This is a genomic window from Desulfovibrio sp., assembly GCF_035644575.1.
Lineage (GTDB): Bacteria > Desulfobacterota > Desulfovibrionia > Desulfovibrionales > Desulfovibrionaceae > Desulfovibrio.
Genome location: NZ_DASQOG010000007.1, coordinates 1 through 19,173, shown reverse-complemented (window position 1 = coordinate 19,173; position 19,173 = coordinate 1). Strand labels below are relative to the sequence as shown.

The following is a 19,173-nucleotide window of genomic DNA, read 5'->3' as shown; positions in this document are numbered from 1 at the left end:
TCAATGGCTGAACAACTCCGCCGCTATTCGTTCTCGGGCAGCTCGGTCAAGAAGGCGCTGGTTTGAACTGCCCCTGAACTGCAGCTCAAGATCGCGGAGGCTTTCCACATAGGGGCCGTCCACGAGAACATCCGTCAGTTCCAGCAGCCGGTTTGTCCAGTTGTCATTGCGGGCAAGCAGGGCTTCAAATGTGTACCCCGTGTAGGTCATCACATTTTTGCGCATGGCCTGCACACCCTCGGCCACGGCGCAGAGCGCCTGGGCCTGCTCAAAGGGCTCCCCGCCAGACAGCGTCACACCCGCCAGAAGAGGGTTCTCCCCAATCTGGGCAAGGGCGGCCTCCGCCGTAAACGGAAAGCCGCCCTCAAAGTCGTGCGTCTGCGGATTGTGGCACCCTTTGCAGTGATGCGGGCAACCCTGCGTGAACAAGACATACCTCAGGCCCGGGCCGTCCACTATGGATTCCTCCACAATGCCTGACAGCCGCATGACCCCGGCATTACCGGATTCAGGCATGCTTGACACGATCGCGCTCTTCCGAGCGCTTGGCATTGTTGAAACGGTCAAGCGTTCCCACAAGGTAACCGGTGATGCGGCGGGTACGTTCAAAGCCCACATCCTGGCCCACAAGTTTCTGCGCGGGCTTGGTTTCCTCGAACAGACGCGATTTCATTAGCATTTTCGCTCTCCTTGTTCTATCAGCAAAAGTTTATAAGAATTGTATATGACCGCTAGTCCCACTTGGGGGTGTGCGGGTATTTTTTGCGCAGTTCTTTAAGCAGCTCGGCGCTCACGCCTTCGCCTTCCTTACGGCCGCAGCGGGGGCAGGCGCCGTTGATCACCCCCACATAGCCGCAGACAGGGTCGCGATCCAGGGGGTGGTTGATGGAGCCGTAGCCAACGCCATTATCGTGCATAAAACGGATGATGCTCTCAAAGGCCTCAAGGTTCTTGCAGGTATCGCCATCCAGCTCCACATAGGTGATGTGGCCCGCATTGGTCAGCGCGTGGTACGGAGCCTCGATCTGTATCTTTTTAAAGGCCTTGATGGGGCAGTACACCGGCACATGGAACGAGTTGGTGTAATAATCCCTGTCAGTGATGCCGGGGATGCTGCCGAACTTTTCCTTGTCGAGGTTGACAAAGCGCCCGCTCAGGCTTTCCGCCGGGGTGGCGATGAGTGAAAAATTGAGCCCTGTCTTTTCAGCTTCGTCGTCGCACCGCTTGCGCAAATGCGTAACAATCTCGATGCCAAGCTTCTGGGCATCTTCGCTTTCGCCGTGGTGCTGGCCCACAAGAGCCTTGAGCGTTTCGGCAAGGCCGATAAAGCCCACGGTCAGCGTGCCGTGCTTGAGCACTTCTTCAATGCTGTCGTCCCAACCAAGCTTGTCGGAATCAAGCCAGATGCCCTCGCCCATGAGGAAGGGGTAGTTGCGCACTTTTTTGGCGCTCTGGATCTTGAGCCGATGCAGCAGCTGGCGGAACACCAGGTCGATCCTGTCGTCCAGCAGGGCGTAAAAACGGCTGATGTCACCGCGCGCATCCAGGCCAAGCCGGGGAAGATTGATGGACGTAAAGCTCAGGTTGCCGCGACCGCACGTAACCTGCCTGTCCTTGTCGTACACGTTGCCAAGCACGCGTGTGCGGCAGCCCATGTAGGCAACTTCCGTATTGTAGTCGCCCGGGCGGTAGTACTGAAGGTTATACGGCGCATCAAGAAAGCTGAAATTGGGGAAAAGCCGCATGGCGGAAACATCCATGGCCTGCTTGAAAAGGTCGTAGTTGGGATCTTCAGGATTATAGTTGACCCCGGACTTCACCTTGAATATCTGCACGGGGAAGATGGAGGTTTCCCCATTGCCAAGCCCGGCCTTGGTGGCGCGCAGCAGGTTTTTAACAACCATGCGCCCCTCGGCAGAAATATCCGTGCCGTAGTTGATGGAACTGAAAGGCACCTGTGCGCCCGCGCGCGAATTCATGGTGTTCAGGTTATGGATCAGGGCTTCCATGGCCTGATAGGTGCGGCGCTCGGTGTATTTGAGGGCTTCGCCGGCAGCGTAGGCATGCGCGCGAGTCACAAGCTCGCGCCGGGCCTCGGGGGCTGCCGCCACAAGGGCTTCTCCAAAGGCGTCGCAGGTGCCAAGGCGCGGGCCTTCGGGCAACAAGGCGATGGTTTCTCTGGCGGCGTCAATGGCTGCCTGTTCTTCCAGGTTCTGGGCAATGCGCAAAAATGCGGCAAAGGCGCGCTCATATTCCTTGCGGTAGGTTTTGATAACGCCTTCGGCCATGGCAAAGTCAAAATGCGGCACACTCTGGCCGCCGTGCATTTCATTCTGGTTGGCCTGAATGGCAATGCAGGCCAGGGCCGAATAGCTCTCAATGGAATTGGGCTCGCGCAAATGCCCGTGCCCCGTGGAAAAGCCATTTTTAAACAAGGGGATAAGGTCAATCTGGCAGCACGTTTCCGTGAGCATGTAAAAATCTTTGTCGTGAATGTGGATATCGCCGTTAAGGTGCGCGGCAGAGGCATCCTTGGGCAGAATGTAGTTGTCGATGAAGAATTTTGAGCCCTCGGAACCATACTTGAGCATGGTGCCCATGGCCGTATCGCCGTCGATATTGGCGTTCTCGCGCTTGATGTCTTCCTGCAGGGCCGGGGAATACGTAAGTTTTTTATAGATATCCATGAGATACGATTCCGCATTACGGATTTTCGTATGCTCGGCCCGGTACAGAATATAAGCCTTGGCGCTTTTGGCGTAGTCGTACTGAATCAGGGTTTCTTCAACAACATCCTGAATTTCTTCCACATGCTTGAGGCTGCGCGACTCCAGCTTTTTGCACACCTTTTCAGTGACAAACAGCAGGTCAGTGGGGGACATGTCTTCACCACCAACGGCCTGATTGGCCTTGGTGATGGCATTGAGAATCTTGATCGAATCAAAAGGCACTTCCGTGCCGTCGCGCTTAATAATGCTGGCGAGCATGAACTTCGCTCCAAACGTGTGGGCTATGAACAAAAAGGCCGCCCGAACAAAACGGGCGGAGAGACCATCAATGGCCCTTTTCTGACGGTTCATCTGCAAAAGCCCGTTGCAGATGCTCCACTTTCTTAGAACGGTTGAAAGCAGGTCTTCCGGCTTGCCTGCCGCTTTTCGGCCTTCCCGGTTTTATCCAGTGGCACTCGTGGAAAAGCGGTGTTGAACAGGCTCACGGCGGCGGGTCCGCTCCCGAATTTCACGGGAATTCCCTATTAAGCTCCATGGCGCTTTCAATGTCTAGAAAATCTCAAAAGAATTACACCCTGTCAATAAATGCACGCAAAAAAGCTCTCCTAGTGCCGTAGCAACACTGCGAATTCACTATTGAATTTTCTTGCCTGCCCAATTTTTCACTACATCTAGGCCGCAAAACAGCGAGGGCGTGAACAAAAATGTTCGCCCTGGCTAGAGCCAGATCAGGCAACCTGACCCGCAACATGTGTGGCTTTGATTGGCGCTGCTGAAACATTTCGCCATGAATTCAGGCATCATGCCCACATGGCGCTGCCGCCCAGGCCCCGGCACTGCGACCGCAGCCGACACCTGGCGAGCTTTCCTCGGAAAGCAGTTCCCGTAACGCAGGCAAGAACTTACTCTACCCACGCCGGGTTTTCAAGACGGCCTCCCCCACGTAAGGGGACTTACCTCGGACTTGACATTTTTATTTGCCCGCCCCTTGCCGAAGATATCGTTTATAAAAACTTTTTTTGTACACGCAAACGGGGTTTGAGCATTCCGTAACAACCAATGAACACAAGGGGCCGCATCGGCCCAACGCCGCTTCCACCGCCATTTTGCAGGGAAGCGTAATCGGATATCCGATGCGGCCCGTCAACAAACCCGAAACGCCGTCTACGGCAGCAGGATCATGTTGTAGAGGTTTTTGTCGTCCAGATACTTCTGCGCCACGGCCTGAATATCCGCAGGGGTCAGCTTGGCCGCCTTGTCGATGAGCGACTTGCTGAAATCACGGGGCAGGCCCAGCACTGCATCTGTGGCGGCCACGCCCGCGCGGGAATCAAGGCTCTGCTTGTCGCGGTAGTATTCGCCAAGCAGGCGGTTGGCCCCGGCTTCAAGCAATTCCGCAGGCAAAGGTTTTGCCTTGATATCGGCAATAATCTTGGCAAAGCCTTCACGTGCCTGCGCCACCTTGTCAGGCGTTGTGCCAATGTAAAAAGCCATCATGCCAGCCTGAGGCATGGCGCGGTAAAAGGCCGTGACCGTGTATCCGAGGCCCTGCTCGTCACGCATCTGGCTGAACAGCAGGCCGCTCTGCCCGGAAAGCACAGACTGCAAAAGCATGAGCGCCGGAGCATCCGGGCTGGTGTAGGGCACAGCCTTGAACATCTGGAGTACGTGGGCCTGATTGCGCCCCGGCAGATGCAGATCAAGGTTGCGGGCATCACCCCATGAGGGGGCGGGCAAGGAGAAATCCTTGTTGTCTGGTGCGGGCAATGTGCGGGCAAAGGCCAGCACGGCCTCGCGGTCAAAATCGCCTGCCACTGCCAGCACCCAGGGCTGCACGAGCTGCTTGTCCCAGAACGAGCGCACATCCTTGGCCGTAAACTTGGAAAGGTTCGCTTCCGTACCCAGACTATCGTAGCCGTAGGGCTGACCGCCGGGGAAGATGAAGGGATTCACGCGTGAGAACAGGAAGGAGGTAGGCCTGTCTGCCCGCTGGCGGATAGCGGCCTTCATGTTTTCCGCTTCACGCTTGATTTCCTTGGCTTCAAAGCGGGGCTTGCCCAGCACCTCGCCCAGCATGGAGAAATAATCAGCATTGAACCGGGCCGGGCCGGTCAGAGACACGGTAAAGGTTTGCAGGCCCGCCTTGGCGGAAAGAGAAGCCGCGCGGTCAGCGAAATAGCGTTCCATGGCCTGGGCGTCCAGCTTGCCGCTGCCATCGCCGAGGGTGCTGGCCGTCAGTTCTGCCAGCCCCTGCTGGTCGGGCTTCAGCAGGGCGTTGCCGCCGGGCAGCATGAGATCGACCGCCACGTAAGGCACTGTGGCATCAGGGATAAGAATGACGGTACGCCCCTGCCCCAGGTCGACCACTTCCTGCTGCCCCGCCGTGGATGCAGCCTGCTGCGCAGCCTTGGCGGCGGCACTGCCGGGCCAGTTCTTTTGCAGCACGGCTTCCAGATCGGGCAGTTTGGCATTTTCAGGAGCGAGCACACGCACCCGGGCCCTGCCGGGGTCAAGCCAGAGGTCAATGGCCTGCTGTACCTGCGGCTGAGAAACATTACGCTGGGTGAAGCGCAGATTCTGTTCCGCCACATCGCCGCCCAGTTCAAACTGGACGCTGCCCAGCCAGGAGGCAAGGCCGTTGAGCGTTTCCGCCGAGCGGTCCATGCTGTCTTCAAGGTTGTAACGGGCGCGCTTGAGGGCCTCGGGTTTGAAGTCTGCGGCTTTGAGCTTGGCAAGGTCTGCGGTCAGCCCCTGCCAGAAGGCTTCCAGCTTTTCCGGAGCCATATTGGCTGTAATGTACAGCATGCCCGCGCGCTCAAGGCTCATGTTGCCCACGCTGATGCTGTCCACTAGCTGCTTTTCATACTCGTATTTGCGGCTCAGCAGAGAAGTGCCGTCGCCGCCAAGCAGGTAGCTCAGCACGTCCAGATCCACAGAGCGCAGGTCGCGCAGGGCTGGCGCAGGGAAGGCCATGCCCAGATAGACCTTGTTCCAGGGGCCACGCACCACTTCAACGCGCTGACCGCCGGGGGCCGTGAGCAAATCTACCTGGGGCGGCGTAACAGCATCGTTGGTGTTGGCCATACCGCCAAAAAGTTCCTGCGCGTGTTGCAGCACTGCCTGCGGATCAATATCGCCCGCCACCAGCAACATCATGTTCTGCGGCTGATACCAGTGCTGTACATAGGCGCGCAGGTCGTCGGCGGTGATGGCGCGCACGGTTTCCTTAAAGCCGATGATGGGCCGCCCATAGGGGGTGTTCTGGAGTGTGGATACCTGCAGGCTTTCAAACAGTCTGCTCATGGGCGAATCCTGATCGCGCTCAAGCTCGGAAATCACCACTTCTTTTTCCGACTCCAGTTCCTTGGGATCCAGAGCGGCCTGAAAGGCCATTTCTTTCACCACGTCCATGCCCATGCGCCAGTGGGCGGCGGGCATGTCCGTCATGTACCATGTTTTGTCAAAGCTGGTGGCTGCGTTGAGGTAGCCGCCAAGGGCTTCCACATCGCGCGCCACCTGACCCTTGGGCCGATGTTCTGTACCTTTGAAGACCATGTGCTCAAGCAAATGGCTGATGCCAGCCTGCTTGACGTCTTCATTGGCCGACCCGGTGCGCACGTAAAGGCGCGTTGCTACCAGAGGGAAGCGGCTGTCCTTGATGATATACACGGAAAGCCCGTTGGGCAGTTTGGTCAGGGTTCGCTGTTCGCCCGGTGCGGCAGAGGCCGCGCCAGCCAGCAAGGCCAGCAGGAGGGGCAATAACAGAAGTATGCGTTGCATGTTTGCTCCTTATGGATTTGCAGTCGCAAGAAGGCAGAGGCAAAGGCAGTAACCGCCCTGCTCCCCGGACTGTTTTTAACCAACATGAATACTAATACCCGCGGCACGGGGTGGCAAGCCGCAGCATTTTGCCTGCCCCGGCGGTCTGCTTTATGAGCTCGCGACTTGCGGGATTTGCCGATACTTTCAGCAACAAAAAACCGGCAGTCATATGATTGCCGGTTTGAGCGCTGACCAGATCAACTCGGTCTGAAATCAGGAGAAAGTCTAGCCGCCGAGGTAGGCGTCCTTGACCTTGGGGTTTTCAAGCAGTTCACGCCCCGGGCCTTCAAGCACAACCCTGCCAACTTCAAGAATGTAGGCATAGTGCGCCACAGAAAGCGCCGCAAAGGCGTTCTGCTCCACCAGCAGGACTGTTTTGCCTTCTTCGTTGATGCGCTTGACGATGTCGAAAATCTCGCGCACCAGCAGCGGGGCAAGCCCCAGCGAAGGTTCGTCAAGCATGAGCAGATCGGGGCGGCTCATGAGCGCGCGGCCCACGGCCAGCATTTGCTGCTCGCCGCCGGAAAGCGTACCGCCCTTCTGCCAGAGGCGTTCCTTGAGCCGGGGAAACAAACTGTACACCCACTCGATATCATGGGCGATTTCTGCCTTGTCACTACGCGAATACGCGCCAAGGTACAGGTTTTCCTCCACCGTCAGATGGGGCAGGATACGCCGCCCTTCCGGCGAAAGAGAAATGCCCTTGCGCACCATGTCTTCGGGCTTGAGGCCCATGAGTGATTCCGGGGCGTCGCCCTCGTGGCGGGTCAGCAGGATGTCGCCGCTGATGGTTTTATTCAGGCCGGCAATGGAGCGGATGATACTGCTCTTGCCCGCGCCGTTGGCCCCGATAAGCGTCACAATGCTGCCGCGCGGGATATTCAGGCTTACGCCCTGAACGGCCTGAATGCCGCCGTAGCGCACATGGAGATTACGAATTTCAAGCATGATGCACCCTGTCCATATGTCGGTCTGCGCCGGAAGAGCTTTCCGGGCATGTCTATCTGCTGCGAATGGCCGTTTACTCCTGCACAGGAGCGGCAAACAGCGCCTTTGCAAGCCGCTACGGGCAGCCGGAGCGAGGCTCCGCCGCCCGGGCCGCGGCTAAATGACTTTTTCCAGCGTGGCGTCCTCACCCAGATAGGCGCGGATGACCACGGGGTTGTTGCGGATGGATTCCGGCTCGCCCTCGGCGATCAAGGCGCCGTATTCCATGACCCAGATGTACTGGCACACGCCCATGACGACCTTCATGTCATGCTCGATCAGCAGGATGGTGAGGTCGAATTCGTCACGGATATGGCCGATAAAATGCATGAGATCCAGGCTTTCCTGGGGATTCATGCCCGCTGCGGGTTCGTCAAGCAGCAACAGTTTTGGCTCGGTGGCCAGAGCGCGGGCAATCTCAAGCCTGCGCTGCGCGCCGTAAGGCAGGCTGCCCGCCTGATCGTTAAGGTTGCCGCTCAGGTTTACCCGATCGGCAAGCTGCTTGCTTTTTTCCACAATGGCCGCTTCTTCCTTATAAAAGGCGGGGATGCCCAGAGGGGCCATCCACCAGGGGCAGCGGCGGCGCACATGACAGCCGACCATGATATTTTCAAGCACGGTCATCTGCTGCGACAGACGGATGTTCTGGAAAGTACGGGCCATGCCCATGCGGCAGATTTCCGAGGGGCCAAGGCCCTTCACGCTCTTGCCGTTAAAAACCACATCACCTTCCTGAGGCGTGTAAAAACCGCTCAGGACGTTGAACGCGGTGGTTTTGCCCGCGCCGTTGGGGCCGATAATGCCCGCAATAGCGCCCTTGGGCAGAGCGATGGAAAGATCGCTCACGGCGGTCACGCCGCCAAAACGCATGGTTACGTCCTTGGCCAGCAGCAGTGCGCCCTCGTAATTGGGAGCCTTGGGCAGATTAAAACCGCTCATGCCTTACCCCTCCTGAAGAACGCACCCATTGATTTCCAGGTCAGCTCACGGGTTCCCATGATGCCCTCGCGCCGATAAAGAATAATGGCCAGCAGCACCAGCGAAAACACCACCATACGCATACCGGGGATGCCGGGGATTTCAACAAAGCCCAGATCCATGGGTTCTTCGATGGCGCGCAGCCATTCAAGCAGGATGGTGATGACCGTGGCGCCAAGCAGGCTGCCCGTCAACGAGCCAAGACCGCCGGCCACAACGAACATGAGGACGTTGAAGGTCAGCAGAAAGTTGAACATCTTGGGGTCGATGGTGGAAAGATGGGAGCCAAGCAGCGCCCCGCCCACACCGGCAAAAAACGCACCCACGCAGAACGAAAGCACCTTGTAGCGGAACACGTTGATGCCCATGACCCTGGCGGCGATTTCGTTATCGCGTATACAGCGCATCACGTTTCCGTAATTGCTGAATATGAGCCGCGAAAGCACTATGAGCGTAAAGAGCATCCAGATGTAACACGAAAGCAGACTGGCATGCCCTGGAATGCCCTTGATGCCCAGCGAACCGTTGGTGATGGAGGTGGCGTTGACGATGAGGACGCGGATGATTTCTGCAAAGCCGAGGGTGGCAATGCCAAGATAGTCATCGCCAAGCCGCAGCACAGGCACGGCGATAATAAAGGCAAAGATGGTGGCCACCAGCCCGCCGGCCAGCGCAGAAACCCAGAAAGGCGTGAACAGGTCGGAGAAAGGCCAGATGATGGGTTCAAGAATCCACATCATCTCTTTCTGCTCGGGGCTCAGGATGCACAGGGCCGAAACATACGCGCCGATGGCGATAAATCCTGCATGCCCCAGCGAAAAGAGCCCGGTAAATCCGTAAATCAGATTGAGCGAAAGCGCCAGAATGGCGTTGATGAAAATGAGCTTGGCGATATAAATCTGGTAGTCGCCGAGAAAGCTTTCTGCCTGGGAGAGCACAAGGCCAAACAGCAGCATGACCATGATGCTCAGAATGGTGCTTCTGTTCAGGCGCATTAGATTTTCTCCTCCATTCGCTCACCCAGCAGCCCTGTGGGCTTGAACAGCAGCACGAACACCAGCAGCACAAAGGCGAAGGCGTCGCGATACCCCGAAAGCTCAGGCATGAAGGCCACGGTCATTATTTCAACAAAGCCAAGGGCAACACCGCCGATAACCGCGCCCTGAATGGAGCCGATGCCGCCGAACACTGCCGCGATAAAGGCCTTGAGGCCGGGCATGATGCCCATGTAGGGGTGCACCTGCGGGTAGCGCAAGGCCCACATGATGCCCGAGGCCGCCGCCAGCGCAGAGCCAATGCCAAACGTGAGGGCAATGATGTTGTCCACCCGCACACCCAAAAGACGCGTGGTTTCAATATCTTTTGAAATGGCGCGCATGGCGAGGCCGGGCTTTGTGCGGTACACCACATACAGAAGGACGGCCACAAGCACGATGGTCATGATCGGCACAAAGGCCGTGAGAGGCAGAATGCGCAGGCCGCCAATCTGCCATTCAGAAACCAGCCATTCGGGCTGCAACACGGGGCGAGGCTGGCCTGTAAAGACCACCACGGCGAGGCTTTCAATAAAAAATGATACGGCAATGGCGCTGATAAGCGCCGAAATACGAGGGGCGTCGCGCAAGGGTCTGTAGGCTATCCTTTCTACAAGGATGCCGAGCACGCTGGCGCCAAGAACGGCGACAACAGCGGCTACACCCCAGGGCCAGCCAAAGGCGAACGTGCCGAAAAATACAAAGTACGCGCCGATCATCAGGATATCGCCGTGGGCAAAGTTGATCAGGCGCAGGATGCCGTAAACCATGGTGTAGCCGATGGCGATCAGCGCATACAGCGACCCAAGGGTCAGGGCGTTAAAGCAGTGCTGCAAAAACATATCAAGGCTCATGGGCCACCTCAGCGCCTCGCAACGGACAAAAGGCCACACTTGGCCCTTCCGCTCGAACAGCGGCAAAAAAATGAAAAAAGCACCCCGCGGCGAATATCGCCGCGGGGTTAATCTGTTGTTTACTTATTTGGGTGTAACTTCGCCCACGTAAACGCGCTTGCCATCTTTGTATTCAATGATGCCCACGGGCATTTCTGCGTCATGGGTCTTGTTGATGCTCAGCAGGCCCAGTGCGGTGGGCAGATCCTTGGTCTCAGCCAGAGCCTTGGCAATGGCCTTGGGATCAGAAGAGTTGGCGCGCTTGATGGCGTCAAGAATCAGGAAATAGGTGTTGTAGCCAAGAGCGCCGTTAACGTTGGTTTCCTTGTCAGGATAGGCGGCCTTCCAGGCTTCGGTGAAGCGCTTGGCTTCGGGGCTCATGTTGGGCATGGCGGGGTCGTAGGGGAAGGTGGTGTGCAGGAAGCCTTCCGCAGCCTTGCCGCCCAGCTTGAGGGTGTCGGGGTTGTCCATGGCGTCCGCGCCCATGAGGCGGAACTTGGCGCCCAGTTCGCGGGCCTGCTTCATGATGATGGCACCTTCGGCAAAGTAGGCGGGCATGAAGACGATGTCAGGTTTTTTGGCAATAAGTTCGGTCAGCTGGGCGGTGAAGTCCTGATCGCCGGAGCTGTACTTGAGAGTCGCCACAACTTCGCCGCCGAGCTTCTTGAAATCGCGGGTAAAGAAGCTGGAGAGGCCCACGGCGTAGTCGCTGGTCATGTCCATGAGCACGGCGGCCTTGCGGAAGCCGAGGGTTTCATAGGCATAGGTAGCGGCGGCAGCGCCCTGGTAAGGATCAATGAAGCAGGCGCGGAAGTAGTACTTCTTGCCCTGGGTCACAAGGGGGTTGGTGCAGGAGGTGCCAACGCCGGGGACAGCGGCCTTTTCAGCCACTTCGGCGCCAGCCATGGCCAGCGAGGAACCGTAGGTGCCGATAAGGGCCACGACTTTGTCGCGTTCCACAAGGCGCTTCACGGCGTTGGCGGATTCGACCTTGTCAGACTTGTTGTCAACCACCACCAGTTCAACGGGGCGGTCAAGAACCTTGGGCATTTCCTTATGGGCGAGACGCACGCCCTCAAGTTCGAGCTGGCCGCCAAAGGCATTCTGCCCGGTCAGAGGAAGGTACACGCCGATTTTGATGGGACCGGCATCAGCGGCAAGCGCCTGGCCAGCAACGCCGAAGGTCAGCGCCAGACCAGCCAGCGCGGCAAGAAATTTACCCAGTTTCATCCTAACCCTCCAAAGGTTGTGCGTTCAGAGCGGCCTGTTCACTTATGGGCCGGTCGCTCCCTACTATACCCGAGTTGCCGCCGGGCTGCAATTGTAATTAGCTGTACTTACGGCAACTCATAGACAACACGCGGCATAACGCGCAAAAAGGCGCGCGTCCGGCCTTGAGAACCTGTCCCACTCTGCCGTGAGGGCAAGACCGGGAACAATGGCCCTGACCACGGGGATATCAAAATCCTTGCGGGTCAGATCCACATAGAGAGGACTTCTGCCGTGCGCCGACAGCACCGACTCTAACAGGCGGCGGTTGGCGCGGGGGGAGGGCAGGCTGTAATCCGGCAAATCTTCTAACACACGAACGGGCAGTCCCGCTAGTCCTGGAGCTGAAGGGCATGGCGGCTTGTTTTGCGCCGTTGAATAAGGCCACGGGGTTTCGGTGAGCGCCGCCAGAGCAGCCCGCGCGCCGCAAAGATTGGCTCCTGTGGCCCGCGCGACAGCACCGTCGCGCCCGGTGACAAAACACTGGTACACAGGCAGCCCAAGCTCCGTGGTCAGATCCTGAAACTGCACGCGGATGCCGCAGGCCGCGTAGTCGTCAAGCAGTGACTGAATGAGCTGATCACGGCTGCGCAGCATAAAACAGCGTGTACGGCTGTAAGGAGTTGTGGCCTCGGCGTCGCGCTCGGCAATTTCCATAAGGGCGGCAACCACAGCTTCATCCATAATATTGCCAGATGCAAGACCGGTGGAGCCGCCAGCAATAAACAGAGCCTGCTCGTCCAGATTGCAAAACAGAAAAACCGCCTGCGCAGGTACAAGAACGGTCGCGCCTGACGCGTCTGCGGCGGGGAGCCAGTGCAGGGGGGCATCAGTATAAGGAGCTTCCAGAGGCAGCAGATTGGGGTCGAGCGCCGCTCTGCCCTGCTCCGCCAGCTCGGAAAAACGCGCAAGCGTCAGGGGCAGTTCTGTTTTGCGGTCAAGGATTGTTCCGGCATGGGCGGCAGTGCCGTCCCCCGGCCCAACGCTCACATAGGTGCTGGCGCGCTCCACAATTTCCATGGCGTAGGATGCGCGGGCCGCTGCCAGGGACAGGCCGCGCCCGTAGGCAGTGGCCTTGCCCCGCAAGGTGTGACGCACGGAACCGCTGGTCACGGCAATATCCAACTGCCAGCCGCGCAGCAGCGCAATGGGCGAAAGCGAAGCCTCATGGCGCATTTCCGGGCCATCCACGATGCCATTTTCCATCAGCGCGTCCACGGCGCGCAGGTATGTTTCCTGCGCCGGGGGCCGCTGCCAGGGTTCCCAGGCTTCGGCCTTGAGTTTTTCATGCTGCCGGGCCAGAGCGTCTGCATGCTCCGCCATGCGCCGTGCTGTGGCATCGAGCAGTTCCCCGCTGAAAAGGGGTGCTATGCCAGCCTCGTCCGGGCGCGGCAGGGAATGGTGCTCGCAAATATTGGCGCGGAACAGGGAGCTCCAGGCAGCGGCAATGGCGTGGTCAGGCAGGGTTGCAGCACGCAGATACACGGCGGGGCTGTAAGCTGCCAGCCGCTCTGCGGCATCAGGCGGAAAAGACGCGCAAAAGCCTTGGCCCTTTTCGGGCGACTCCGCACCGAGCAAGGCGCACTCTGCCAGCAGGGCCGCCAGCACTGGCCGGGTAAACTCGTTGCTGGCAGCGTCATAACAACTGGCGGCCAGAAGGTTCAGCTCATCCTGCGCCTTGCTGGCGAGAAGCTTTAGCAGGTGCAGATGCAGAAAATCGTCCATCGGCGCGGCTTCAAGCCGTTTCAACGCACGGTCAAAATCCAGATTTTCTGGCGGAACACAGGAAAAATAACCGGTAGTGGCCTGCGTCTGCTCATGGGTGTAGGCATAATCCAGCATCGGCAACACATCTGATGCGGAAGAAAAATTTGAAGTATTGTCGTTTTCCATAACACCACCACAGATGTGGCACTCCGCAGAGCAGCCGGGATTGAAGCGGGAGCGGTACGAGCATTCCTACAAAACTGCTCGGGAACTCCGCCAAAAAAAAGCGGGCCGACATGCGACCCGCTCAAAGGCAAAAAGGAAGCCCTCCCATAAAGAGGGCTTCCATAAAGGCATATTAACGTTTGGAGTACTGGTACCGGGCGCGGGCAGCGCGCAGGCCGTACTTTTTACGTTCTTTCTTGCGGGCATCGCGGGTAAGGAAGCCAGCTTTCTTGAGCATGGGGCGCAGGGCCGGATCAACCAGAAGCAGCGCACGGGAAATACCGTGGCGCACGGCTTCGGCCTGACCGGTAACGCCGCCGCCGGCAACGTTCACGCGGATGTCAAACTTGTCGGACAGCTTGGCAAGAACCAGGGGCTGACGGATGATCATCTGCAGGGTCTTGCGAGGAAAATAATCCTCAAAGTTGCGGCCGTTTACCGTGATGCCGCCGGAACCGGCGTAGATGCGGGTACGGGCCGTAGCGGTCTTGCGGCGGCCAGTGCCGTATTCAAATTTCTCGCTCATGGCTCTTTACTCCTTAATGCGGCAGCGTCAGCGGCTGGGGATTCTGGGCCGTATGCGGATGTTCGGTCCCGGCGTAGATCTTCAGTTTCTTCAGCATGGCGCGGCCCAGACGATTCTTGGGCAGCATGCCGCGCACCGCAGCGGTCAGCACGCGGGCGGGCTTGTCGGCCAGCATGTCGCCGAGTTGGGTGGTCTTGAGGCCGCCCACCCAGCCAGAGTGCCGGTAGTACTTTTTGTCAGTCAACTTTTTACCGGTAACTTTAATCTTCTCGCAGTTAACAACCACGATAAAGTCACCGTTATCCATATGGGGAGCGAATTCGGGCTTATGTTTGCCGCGCAGGCGGTGGGCTATCTGGCTGGCCAGACGACCGAGCACCTGATCCTGAGCGTCAACCACGAACCATTCACGGTTGATGTCTTTGGGGGTGGGGCTGAACGTCTTCATCGGAGTGACTCCTCACATCTGCAAATATCAGCGGCCATAACGGCAGCAAAAAGATCCATTGCGCGATGTGCCGTCGAACGGGGATGACGACAATATCGCAGTAAAGGCAGCCTCAATACTATAAACGCCAACAGCTGTCAAGCATCCGCCCCCAGCGGGGATGAAAAACTGACGACTTTGGCGGTACACCGCAGCACCAGAACTCGCAGGTTGCAGACGCAACCGCTCATCTCAATCGGGGCGCAACCCCACATGCCCTTGGCATATGCGGCTTTTTCCCGGCAACAGCGTTGAAGCCCTTGAGCTTTACCCCACTCCGCCCTATAGTGCAAACTGTTTTTTGCGCAGCCATTTTTGGGGAGGCTTTTCATGCCTGTAATTCGCAAGAATCTTCTACAGCTTATTTTTTCCGGCGCGTACCTGTTACGCTGGAATGACAAGCTGCGGCCAGTGGAGCTGCTTGAAATTGACAAGCAGGCCCACAAAATGCTCCTGGCTTGCGTGCTCTGGCACGAAAACTCCCGCCACATGGCTGACCCGGAACGCACTGCGCTTGCAACCGAGATCATTGAGGGTGGGCTGTTTGATTATTTCTACCGGCTCATTATCACCGACATCAAGCCTCCCATCTTCTACAAAATCAAGGAAAACCCCGAGCAGTTCCGCCAGTTGACCGAGCACGTGCTCGACAGGCTTGAGCCTTCGCTTGCGCCTCTTGGCCCCTTTTGGGAACGAATGCGCCAGTGGCACACCAGCCCGGATGACAACACCCTTGCGCGCCGCATTCTTACTGCTGCCCACCTCTTTGCCTCGCAGTGGGAATTCAGACTCATAGAGCCGCTTAACGCGCCGTTTGATGATGAAATGGGCGACATAGGCCAGTCGTTTCCCGATCGGCTGGATACGTTCACGGATTTGCGCGGCCTTGCCTCCATGCGTAGTCAGGGCACGGCCCTCTCGCGCCTTGCCAACCTGTGCGGGCAATTGCGCTTTCAGGTGCGGTGGACGCAGGCCCCGCGCATTCCTGCCACGTCTGTTCTCGGGCATATGTTTATTGTTGCCAGCTACGCTTACTGTTTCAGCCTTGCCGTCGATGCCTGCCCGGCGCGCGCCAACAACAACTTTTTCTGCGGACTGTTCCACGACCTGCCCGAAGTGCTTACCCGCGACATTATCTCGCCGGTCAAGCAGTCCATTTCAGACCTGCCAAAAATCATCAAGAAATACGAGGATAAAGAGCTTGAACGCCGTGTGTATGGCCCCTTGCGCGCTGAGGGCTTCACCTCGCTGGTAGAGCGCATTGAATACTACCTTGGCGCGGCAGTCGGCTCCGAATTTCAGGAATGCGTGCGAGAAAACGGCACAGTTCGGGCAGTTGAGGGCTTTCAGGCTCTTGCCGCATGCAACCGGGACGACCTTGATCCCAAGGACGGCCAGCTTGTTAAGGTCTGCGACAATCTGGCGGCTTTTCTGGAGGCGCACAGTTCCATCCGCAACGGCGTGTCCTCCCCCCACCTGCTGGAAGCCCGCGTGCGCCTGCTGAACCGCCTGCGCGAAAGTTCGCCCAATGTGCTGGGGCTGGATGCCCTGCTTGCCGACTTTGATTAACCCACCCCCACCTATGAAAATTGCCACTCCCCCTGCCCGCTTTGCGGTTTTTCTGCTTATGGCGGCAACCCTTGCCTGCCTGTTGCCCGCTGCATGGCCGCGCCCCTGCAATGCGCTTGCCATTTCCAAGGGATTGTCCTTTTATGCCAACGACCTGGAATATTATTACCAGCACCGCCGCACCGAGACGCTGCCAGGCATTTTACGCACGTTTGACGGGCAAGGAGTGCTGAAAGACAGCCTCAAACAGATCATGCTGGCAACCTTTCTGGCGCAGGTGCTGCGCGATGATCCCTCTGCCCGGCAACGCCTGTTGCCACCACAGCCCGGCCTGAGCCGCGATGGGCGGCGCACTCTGGCCTGGATGGCCCATCTTGCTCAATTGCCTGATGAGGAAGAGCTGCTTGCCACCCTGTTGCAACCGGAGGAAAAGCTGCTGCTCCAGCAGATTCGGCACAGCCCCGCCCCGTTGACCAACTGGGACATCTACTCGGAGAAATCCGTATTGCAGATGTATTGGGCAGCCTTTATGGCCTCTGGCAGCAATGAATTTCTGGATGCCATTATCCGCGCGGCCCTGCGCTACGCCAAGCTGAATTCAGAAGGGCTGCGCAATGACGACACATTTTCCGGCAGCGCCGCAGCAGCGGCCTCACTGTACGACCTCGCCCCAAGGCACCCTGCCGTGCAAGCCCGCCTTGAGCAGTTTCTTAAAAACTGCAACGGGGCAGAGTCTGAAACATTGAAAACAATTCTGCGTAAATAGACCAAGACAGGCGCAGGTTAACGGGAAAAGCTGAGCGGAAGCGGGAGGCGGCGACATACGCTGCAATCTCTTTTGCCCTGACAGCCAGAACTGGACGGAGAACGCCTCCCTCAAAAGCAAAGGCTCTGTTCCTCAGGGAACAGAGCCTTTATACGTTATGACGGGTAAGCCGCTGGGGCTTAGGCCTTCTTCATATGTTCGATAAGATCCATGAGGCTGCGGGCCAGGGCGCGCAGGGATTCCAGTTCCTTCATGGCAACCTGCATGGATTGCGAAGTGCTGGCCGCAATGTGGTTAACATCGGCAACAGACCTGTTGATTTCTTCGCTGGTGGCAGACTGCTGCTCGCTTGCAGCGGCAATGGCCCGCACTTCATCTGCTGTCTGATCCACCATGCCGACGATTTCTTTCAGAGCCTCACCAGACTTGTTGGAATACTCCGTAGCTTCAGAAATGTTGCCAACGGCCTTTTCCACCTGCTGAATGCTCTGACCGGCGCTTTGCTGAATGGCCGCAATGGCGTTGCCCACATCGGTGGTGGAAGACATGGTCTTTTCCGCCAGTTTGCGCACTTCATCAGCCACCACGGCAAATCCGCGCCCGGCCTCGCCCGCACGGGCGGCTTCAATAGCCGCGTTCAGGGCCAGCAGGTTTGTCTGATCCGCGATATCGGAAATGACGCCCATGATCTGGCTGATGGCCTTGGCATGGTCGTCCAGCTGGGTCATGCCGTCCCTGAGGGCCTGCGACTGCCGCTGCACTTCCTGAATGCCCACCACGGCTCTGGACACAATCTCGGAACCGACCTCGGCCTTGCGCTTGGCGGCGTTGGAGATATCAGACGCCCCGCCGGCATTTTTGGCGACTTCAAGCACCGTGGAATTCATTTCTTCCATGGCGGTTGCGGTTTCCGCCAATCGGCTTGCGGCATGGTCAAGAGCGCCGCTGGTGTTTTCCACCTGCTCGGAAATATCATTGATGGAGGCGTTCAGCTGCCCCACTACCTCTTCTATCTGGGCCGCAGCGCTGATCATACCCTCGCGCTTGGCCTGCTCCGCCTGTGCCTGGGCAACGCGGGCCTCTTCCATGGCGAGCTTGGCTTCTTCGCCCATCTTGTGGGCTTCGTCGGCCTTTTCGCTGGCATCGCGCACCAGTTTGCGCAGATTATCTTCCATCGTGCGCAAAGAATCTGCCAGTTGGCCCATGTCGTCACGGCTGTACACGTCAAGCTGGGCTTCGTTGTTGCCATCGGCCACAGCCTGCGCATAGGCGGTTATTTTGCGAATGGGGGCACTGATCTTGAGGCCGAGAACAAACGAAAGAATCAGCTGGAAGACCAGCAGGCCCACGCCAATCCATATGGAATTGCTTATGGCCACGCGCTCCAGGCGCTGCAATTCATCAATGGGCATACCCACAAACCACATGCCCACGATTTTGCCATTGGCGTCTTTGACCGGCCAGTAGGCAGAATTGTAATCAATACCAAGGATATTGTTATGGGAGAACACCGTTTCGCCACGCTCAAGCACTGCCTTGAGAATTTCAGGCGATTGCAGTTTGGTGCCAATGGCGCGTTTTCCATCTTGCAGCATGATGGTTGTCATGACGCGCGTGTCACCCTTGAAAATGGTGACGTTGACGCCAGAAAGCTTTTTGAGCCAGTCGAGATAGGCTGGCGTGACAAGCGAGGTGCCAATAGATACGCTGCCCACAAGCTTGCCATCGTGCATTACAGGAAAGCTTGCCCGGATGGTGAACGGCACCTCTGTACCAGCCACCACGGCCACGGCTGGCTTGCCCGTAAGGGCAATAACCACCGTTTCCTGATTGGTAACGCTGTCGCCGTGCTTTTTGGAATGCCCACGGCCTATGACTATCCCCTTTTCATCGGTGATGGTCATAAAATCCGACCCGGCCTTTTTCATCAGGACTGAGCCGAGCTTGACCGCCGCATCAGTGTTTTTTTCAGCGACAGCCCGGGCAAAATCGTCATCTTCAGCAATAAGGTCAGCGCTTTGTAAAAACTTTTGAGCTGTGGTTTCATTGGCAGAACTGATGACCTGCTGCATCCTTACGATGCCCTTGTTCAGTTCGTCTTCGATCGGAACTTTCATGAAGTAGATTGAGACAAAAAGCACAACGCCACAGCATGTAATCAGCGCGCCGAATAGCGATCCG

At 57.8% G+C, this 19,173-nt stretch carries 15 protein-coding genes and 1 riboswitch; of the genes, 2 read left to right on the top strand and 13 right to left on the bottom strand.

The features are described from left to right. From nrdG to rplM, 12 genes are all read right to left on the bottom strand, one after another. Positions 1-516: an anaerobic ribonucleoside-triphosphate reductase activating protein gene (gene nrdG, locus VEZ52_RS00250; protein ID WP_324835045.1), complete on the bottom strand. Its 516-nt coding sequence runs from the start codon at positions 514-516 to the stop codon at positions 1-3. Next, positions 509-679 carry an anaerobic ribonucleoside-triphosphate reductase gene (nrdD, locus tag VEZ52_RS00245; protein WP_034605181.1) on the bottom strand — a complete coding sequence of 57 codons (171 nt, stop codon included), beginning with the start codon at positions 677-679 and terminating at the stop codon, positions 509-511. The genes nrdG and nrdD overlap by 8 nt, the downstream gene beginning before the upstream one ends. A 52-nt stretch (positions 680-731) precedes the next feature. After that, positions 732-2,987, bottom strand: coding sequence for an anaerobic ribonucleoside triphosphate reductase (locus VEZ52_RS00240; protein WP_414649493.1), 2,256 nt, complete (start codon positions 2,985-2,987; stop codon positions 732-734). A gap of 122 nt (positions 2,988-3,109) precedes the next feature. Further along, positions 3,110-3,288, bottom strand: a riboswitch (cobalamin riboswitch). A 605-nt stretch (positions 3,289-3,893) separates the two neighbouring features. Further along, the gene (locus tag VEZ52_RS00235; protein WP_324835025.1) at positions 3,894-6,509 is read right to left on the bottom strand and encodes a pitrilysin family protein; all 2,616 of its coding nucleotides are present in this window, start codon (positions 6,507-6,509) and stop codon (positions 3,894-3,896) included. A gap of 267 nt (positions 6,510-6,776) precedes the next feature. Next, positions 6,777-7,499: an ABC transporter ATP-binding protein gene (locus tag VEZ52_RS00230; protein WP_324835024.1), complete on the bottom strand. Its 723-nt coding sequence runs from the start codon at positions 7,497-7,499 to the stop codon at positions 6,777-6,779. A 156-nt stretch (positions 7,500-7,655) separates the two neighbouring features. Further along, complete coding sequence (locus VEZ52_RS00225) at positions 7,656-8,477, bottom strand: ABC transporter ATP-binding protein (RefSeq protein ID WP_324835023.1); 822 nt, start codon at positions 8,475-8,477, stop codon at positions 7,656-7,658. Then, positions 8,474-9,511 (bottom strand): branched-chain amino acid ABC transporter permease, encoded by a 1,038-nt coding sequence (locus VEZ52_RS00220; protein ID WP_291442551.1) that lies wholly within the window; start codon positions 9,509-9,511, stop codon positions 8,474-8,476. The genes VEZ52_RS00225 and VEZ52_RS00220 overlap by 4 nt, the downstream gene beginning before the upstream one ends. Then, positions 9,511-10,404: a branched-chain amino acid ABC transporter permease gene (locus tag VEZ52_RS00215; RefSeq protein WP_324835022.1), complete on the bottom strand. Its 894-nt coding sequence runs from the start codon at positions 10,402-10,404 to the stop codon at positions 9,511-9,513. Before VEZ52_RS00215 ends, VEZ52_RS00220 begins: the two co-directional genes overlap by 1 nt. A gap of 123 nt (positions 10,405-10,527) precedes the next feature. Next, positions 10,528-11,673 (bottom strand): ABC transporter substrate-binding protein, encoded by a 1,146-nt coding sequence (locus VEZ52_RS00210; RefSeq protein ID WP_324835021.1) that lies wholly within the window; start codon positions 11,671-11,673, stop codon positions 10,528-10,530. A gap of 117 nt (positions 11,674-11,790) precedes the next feature. Next, positions 11,791-13,605 carry a YcaO-like family protein gene (locus tag VEZ52_RS00205; protein ID WP_324835020.1) on the bottom strand — a complete coding sequence of 605 codons (1,815 nt, stop codon included), beginning with the start codon at positions 13,603-13,605 and terminating at the stop codon, positions 11,791-11,793. 172 nt (positions 13,606-13,777) lie between these two features. Then, positions 13,778-14,170 carry a 30S ribosomal protein S9 gene (rpsI, locus tag VEZ52_RS00200; protein WP_192111562.1) on the bottom strand — a complete coding sequence of 131 codons (393 nt, stop codon included), beginning with the start codon at positions 14,168-14,170 and terminating at the stop codon, positions 13,778-13,780. A 13-nt stretch (positions 14,171-14,183) separates the two neighbouring features. After that, complete coding sequence (gene rplM / locus VEZ52_RS00195) at positions 14,184-14,618, bottom strand: 50S ribosomal protein L13 (RefSeq protein WP_324835019.1); 435 nt, start codon at positions 14,616-14,618, stop codon at positions 14,184-14,186. Between the two features lie 369 nt (positions 14,619-14,987). Here rplM and VEZ52_RS00190 point away from each other — a divergent pair, with 369 nt between their 5' ends. Both VEZ52_RS00190 and VEZ52_RS00185 read left to right on the top strand, forming a co-directional pair. Then, positions 14,988-16,226: an HD domain-containing protein gene (locus VEZ52_RS00190; RefSeq protein WP_324835018.1), complete on the top strand. Its 1,239-nt coding sequence runs from the start codon at positions 14,988-14,990 to the stop codon at positions 16,224-16,226. A 13-nt stretch (positions 16,227-16,239) separates the two neighbouring features. Then, positions 16,240-16,992: a translation initiation factor 2 gene (locus VEZ52_RS00185; RefSeq protein WP_324835017.1), complete on the top strand. Its 753-nt coding sequence runs from the start codon at positions 16,240-16,242 to the stop codon at positions 16,990-16,992. Between the two features lie 179 nt (positions 16,993-17,171). On the opposite strand, the gene VEZ52_RS00180 is transcribed toward VEZ52_RS00185, so the two are convergent. Continuing rightward, positions 17,172-19,173: methyl-accepting chemotaxis protein (locus VEZ52_RS00180; RefSeq protein WP_324835016.1), on the bottom strand; the 2,002-nt coding region annotated here is incomplete at its 5' end.

What these genes read in the sequence shown, in the direction of transcription:
- VEZ52_RS00230 (WP_324835024.1), bottom strand. Translation starts at nt 7,499, where the DNA reads ATGCTTGAAATTCGTAATCTCCATGTGCGCTACGGCGGCATTCAGGCC.
- nrdG (WP_324835045.1), bottom strand. Translation starts at nt 516, where the DNA reads ATGCCTGAATCCGGTAATGCCGGGGTCATGCGGCTGTCAGGCATTGTG.
- VEZ52_RS00240 (WP_414649493.1), bottom strand. Translation starts at nt 2,987, where the DNA reads ATGCTCGCCAGCATTATTAAGCGCGACGGCACGGAAGTGCCTTTTGAT.
- VEZ52_RS00235 (WP_324835025.1), bottom strand. Translation starts at nt 6,509, where the DNA reads ATGCAACGCATACTTCTGTTATTGCCCCTCCTGCTGGCCTTGCTGGCT.
- VEZ52_RS00225 (WP_324835023.1), bottom strand. Translation starts at nt 8,477, where the DNA reads ATGAGCGGTTTTAATCTGCCCAAGGCTCCCAATTACGAGGGCGCACTG.
- VEZ52_RS00185 (WP_324835017.1), top strand. Translation starts at nt 16,240, where the DNA reads ATGAAAATTGCCACTCCCCCTGCCCGCTTTGCGGTTTTTCTGCTTATG.
- nrdD (WP_034605181.1), bottom strand. Translation starts at nt 679, where the DNA reads ATGCTAATGAAATCGCGTCTGTTCGAGGAAACCAAGCCCGCGCAGAAA.
- rpsI (WP_192111562.1), bottom strand. Translation starts at nt 14,170, where the DNA reads ATGAGCGAGAAATTTGAATACGGCACTGGCCGCCGCAAGACCGCTACG.
- VEZ52_RS00215 (WP_324835022.1), bottom strand. Translation starts at nt 10,404, where the DNA reads ATGAGCCTTGATATGTTTTTGCAGCACTGCTTTAACGCCCTGACCCTT.
- VEZ52_RS00220 (WP_291442551.1), bottom strand. Translation starts at nt 9,511, where the DNA reads ATGCGCCTGAACAGAAGCACCATTCTGAGCATCATGGTCATGCTGCTG.
- VEZ52_RS00190 (WP_324835018.1), top strand. Translation starts at nt 14,988, where the DNA reads ATGCCTGTAATTCGCAAGAATCTTCTACAGCTTATTTTTTCCGGCGCG.
- VEZ52_RS00205 (WP_324835020.1), bottom strand. Translation starts at nt 13,605, where the DNA reads ATGGAAAACGACAATACTTCAAATTTTTCTTCCGCATCAGATGTGTTG.
- VEZ52_RS00210 (WP_324835021.1), bottom strand. Translation starts at nt 11,673, where the DNA reads ATGAAACTGGGTAAATTTCTTGCCGCGCTGGCTGGTCTGGCGCTGACC.
- rplM (WP_324835019.1), bottom strand. Translation starts at nt 14,618, where the DNA reads ATGAAGACGTTCAGCCCCACCCCCAAAGACATCAACCGTGAATGGTTC.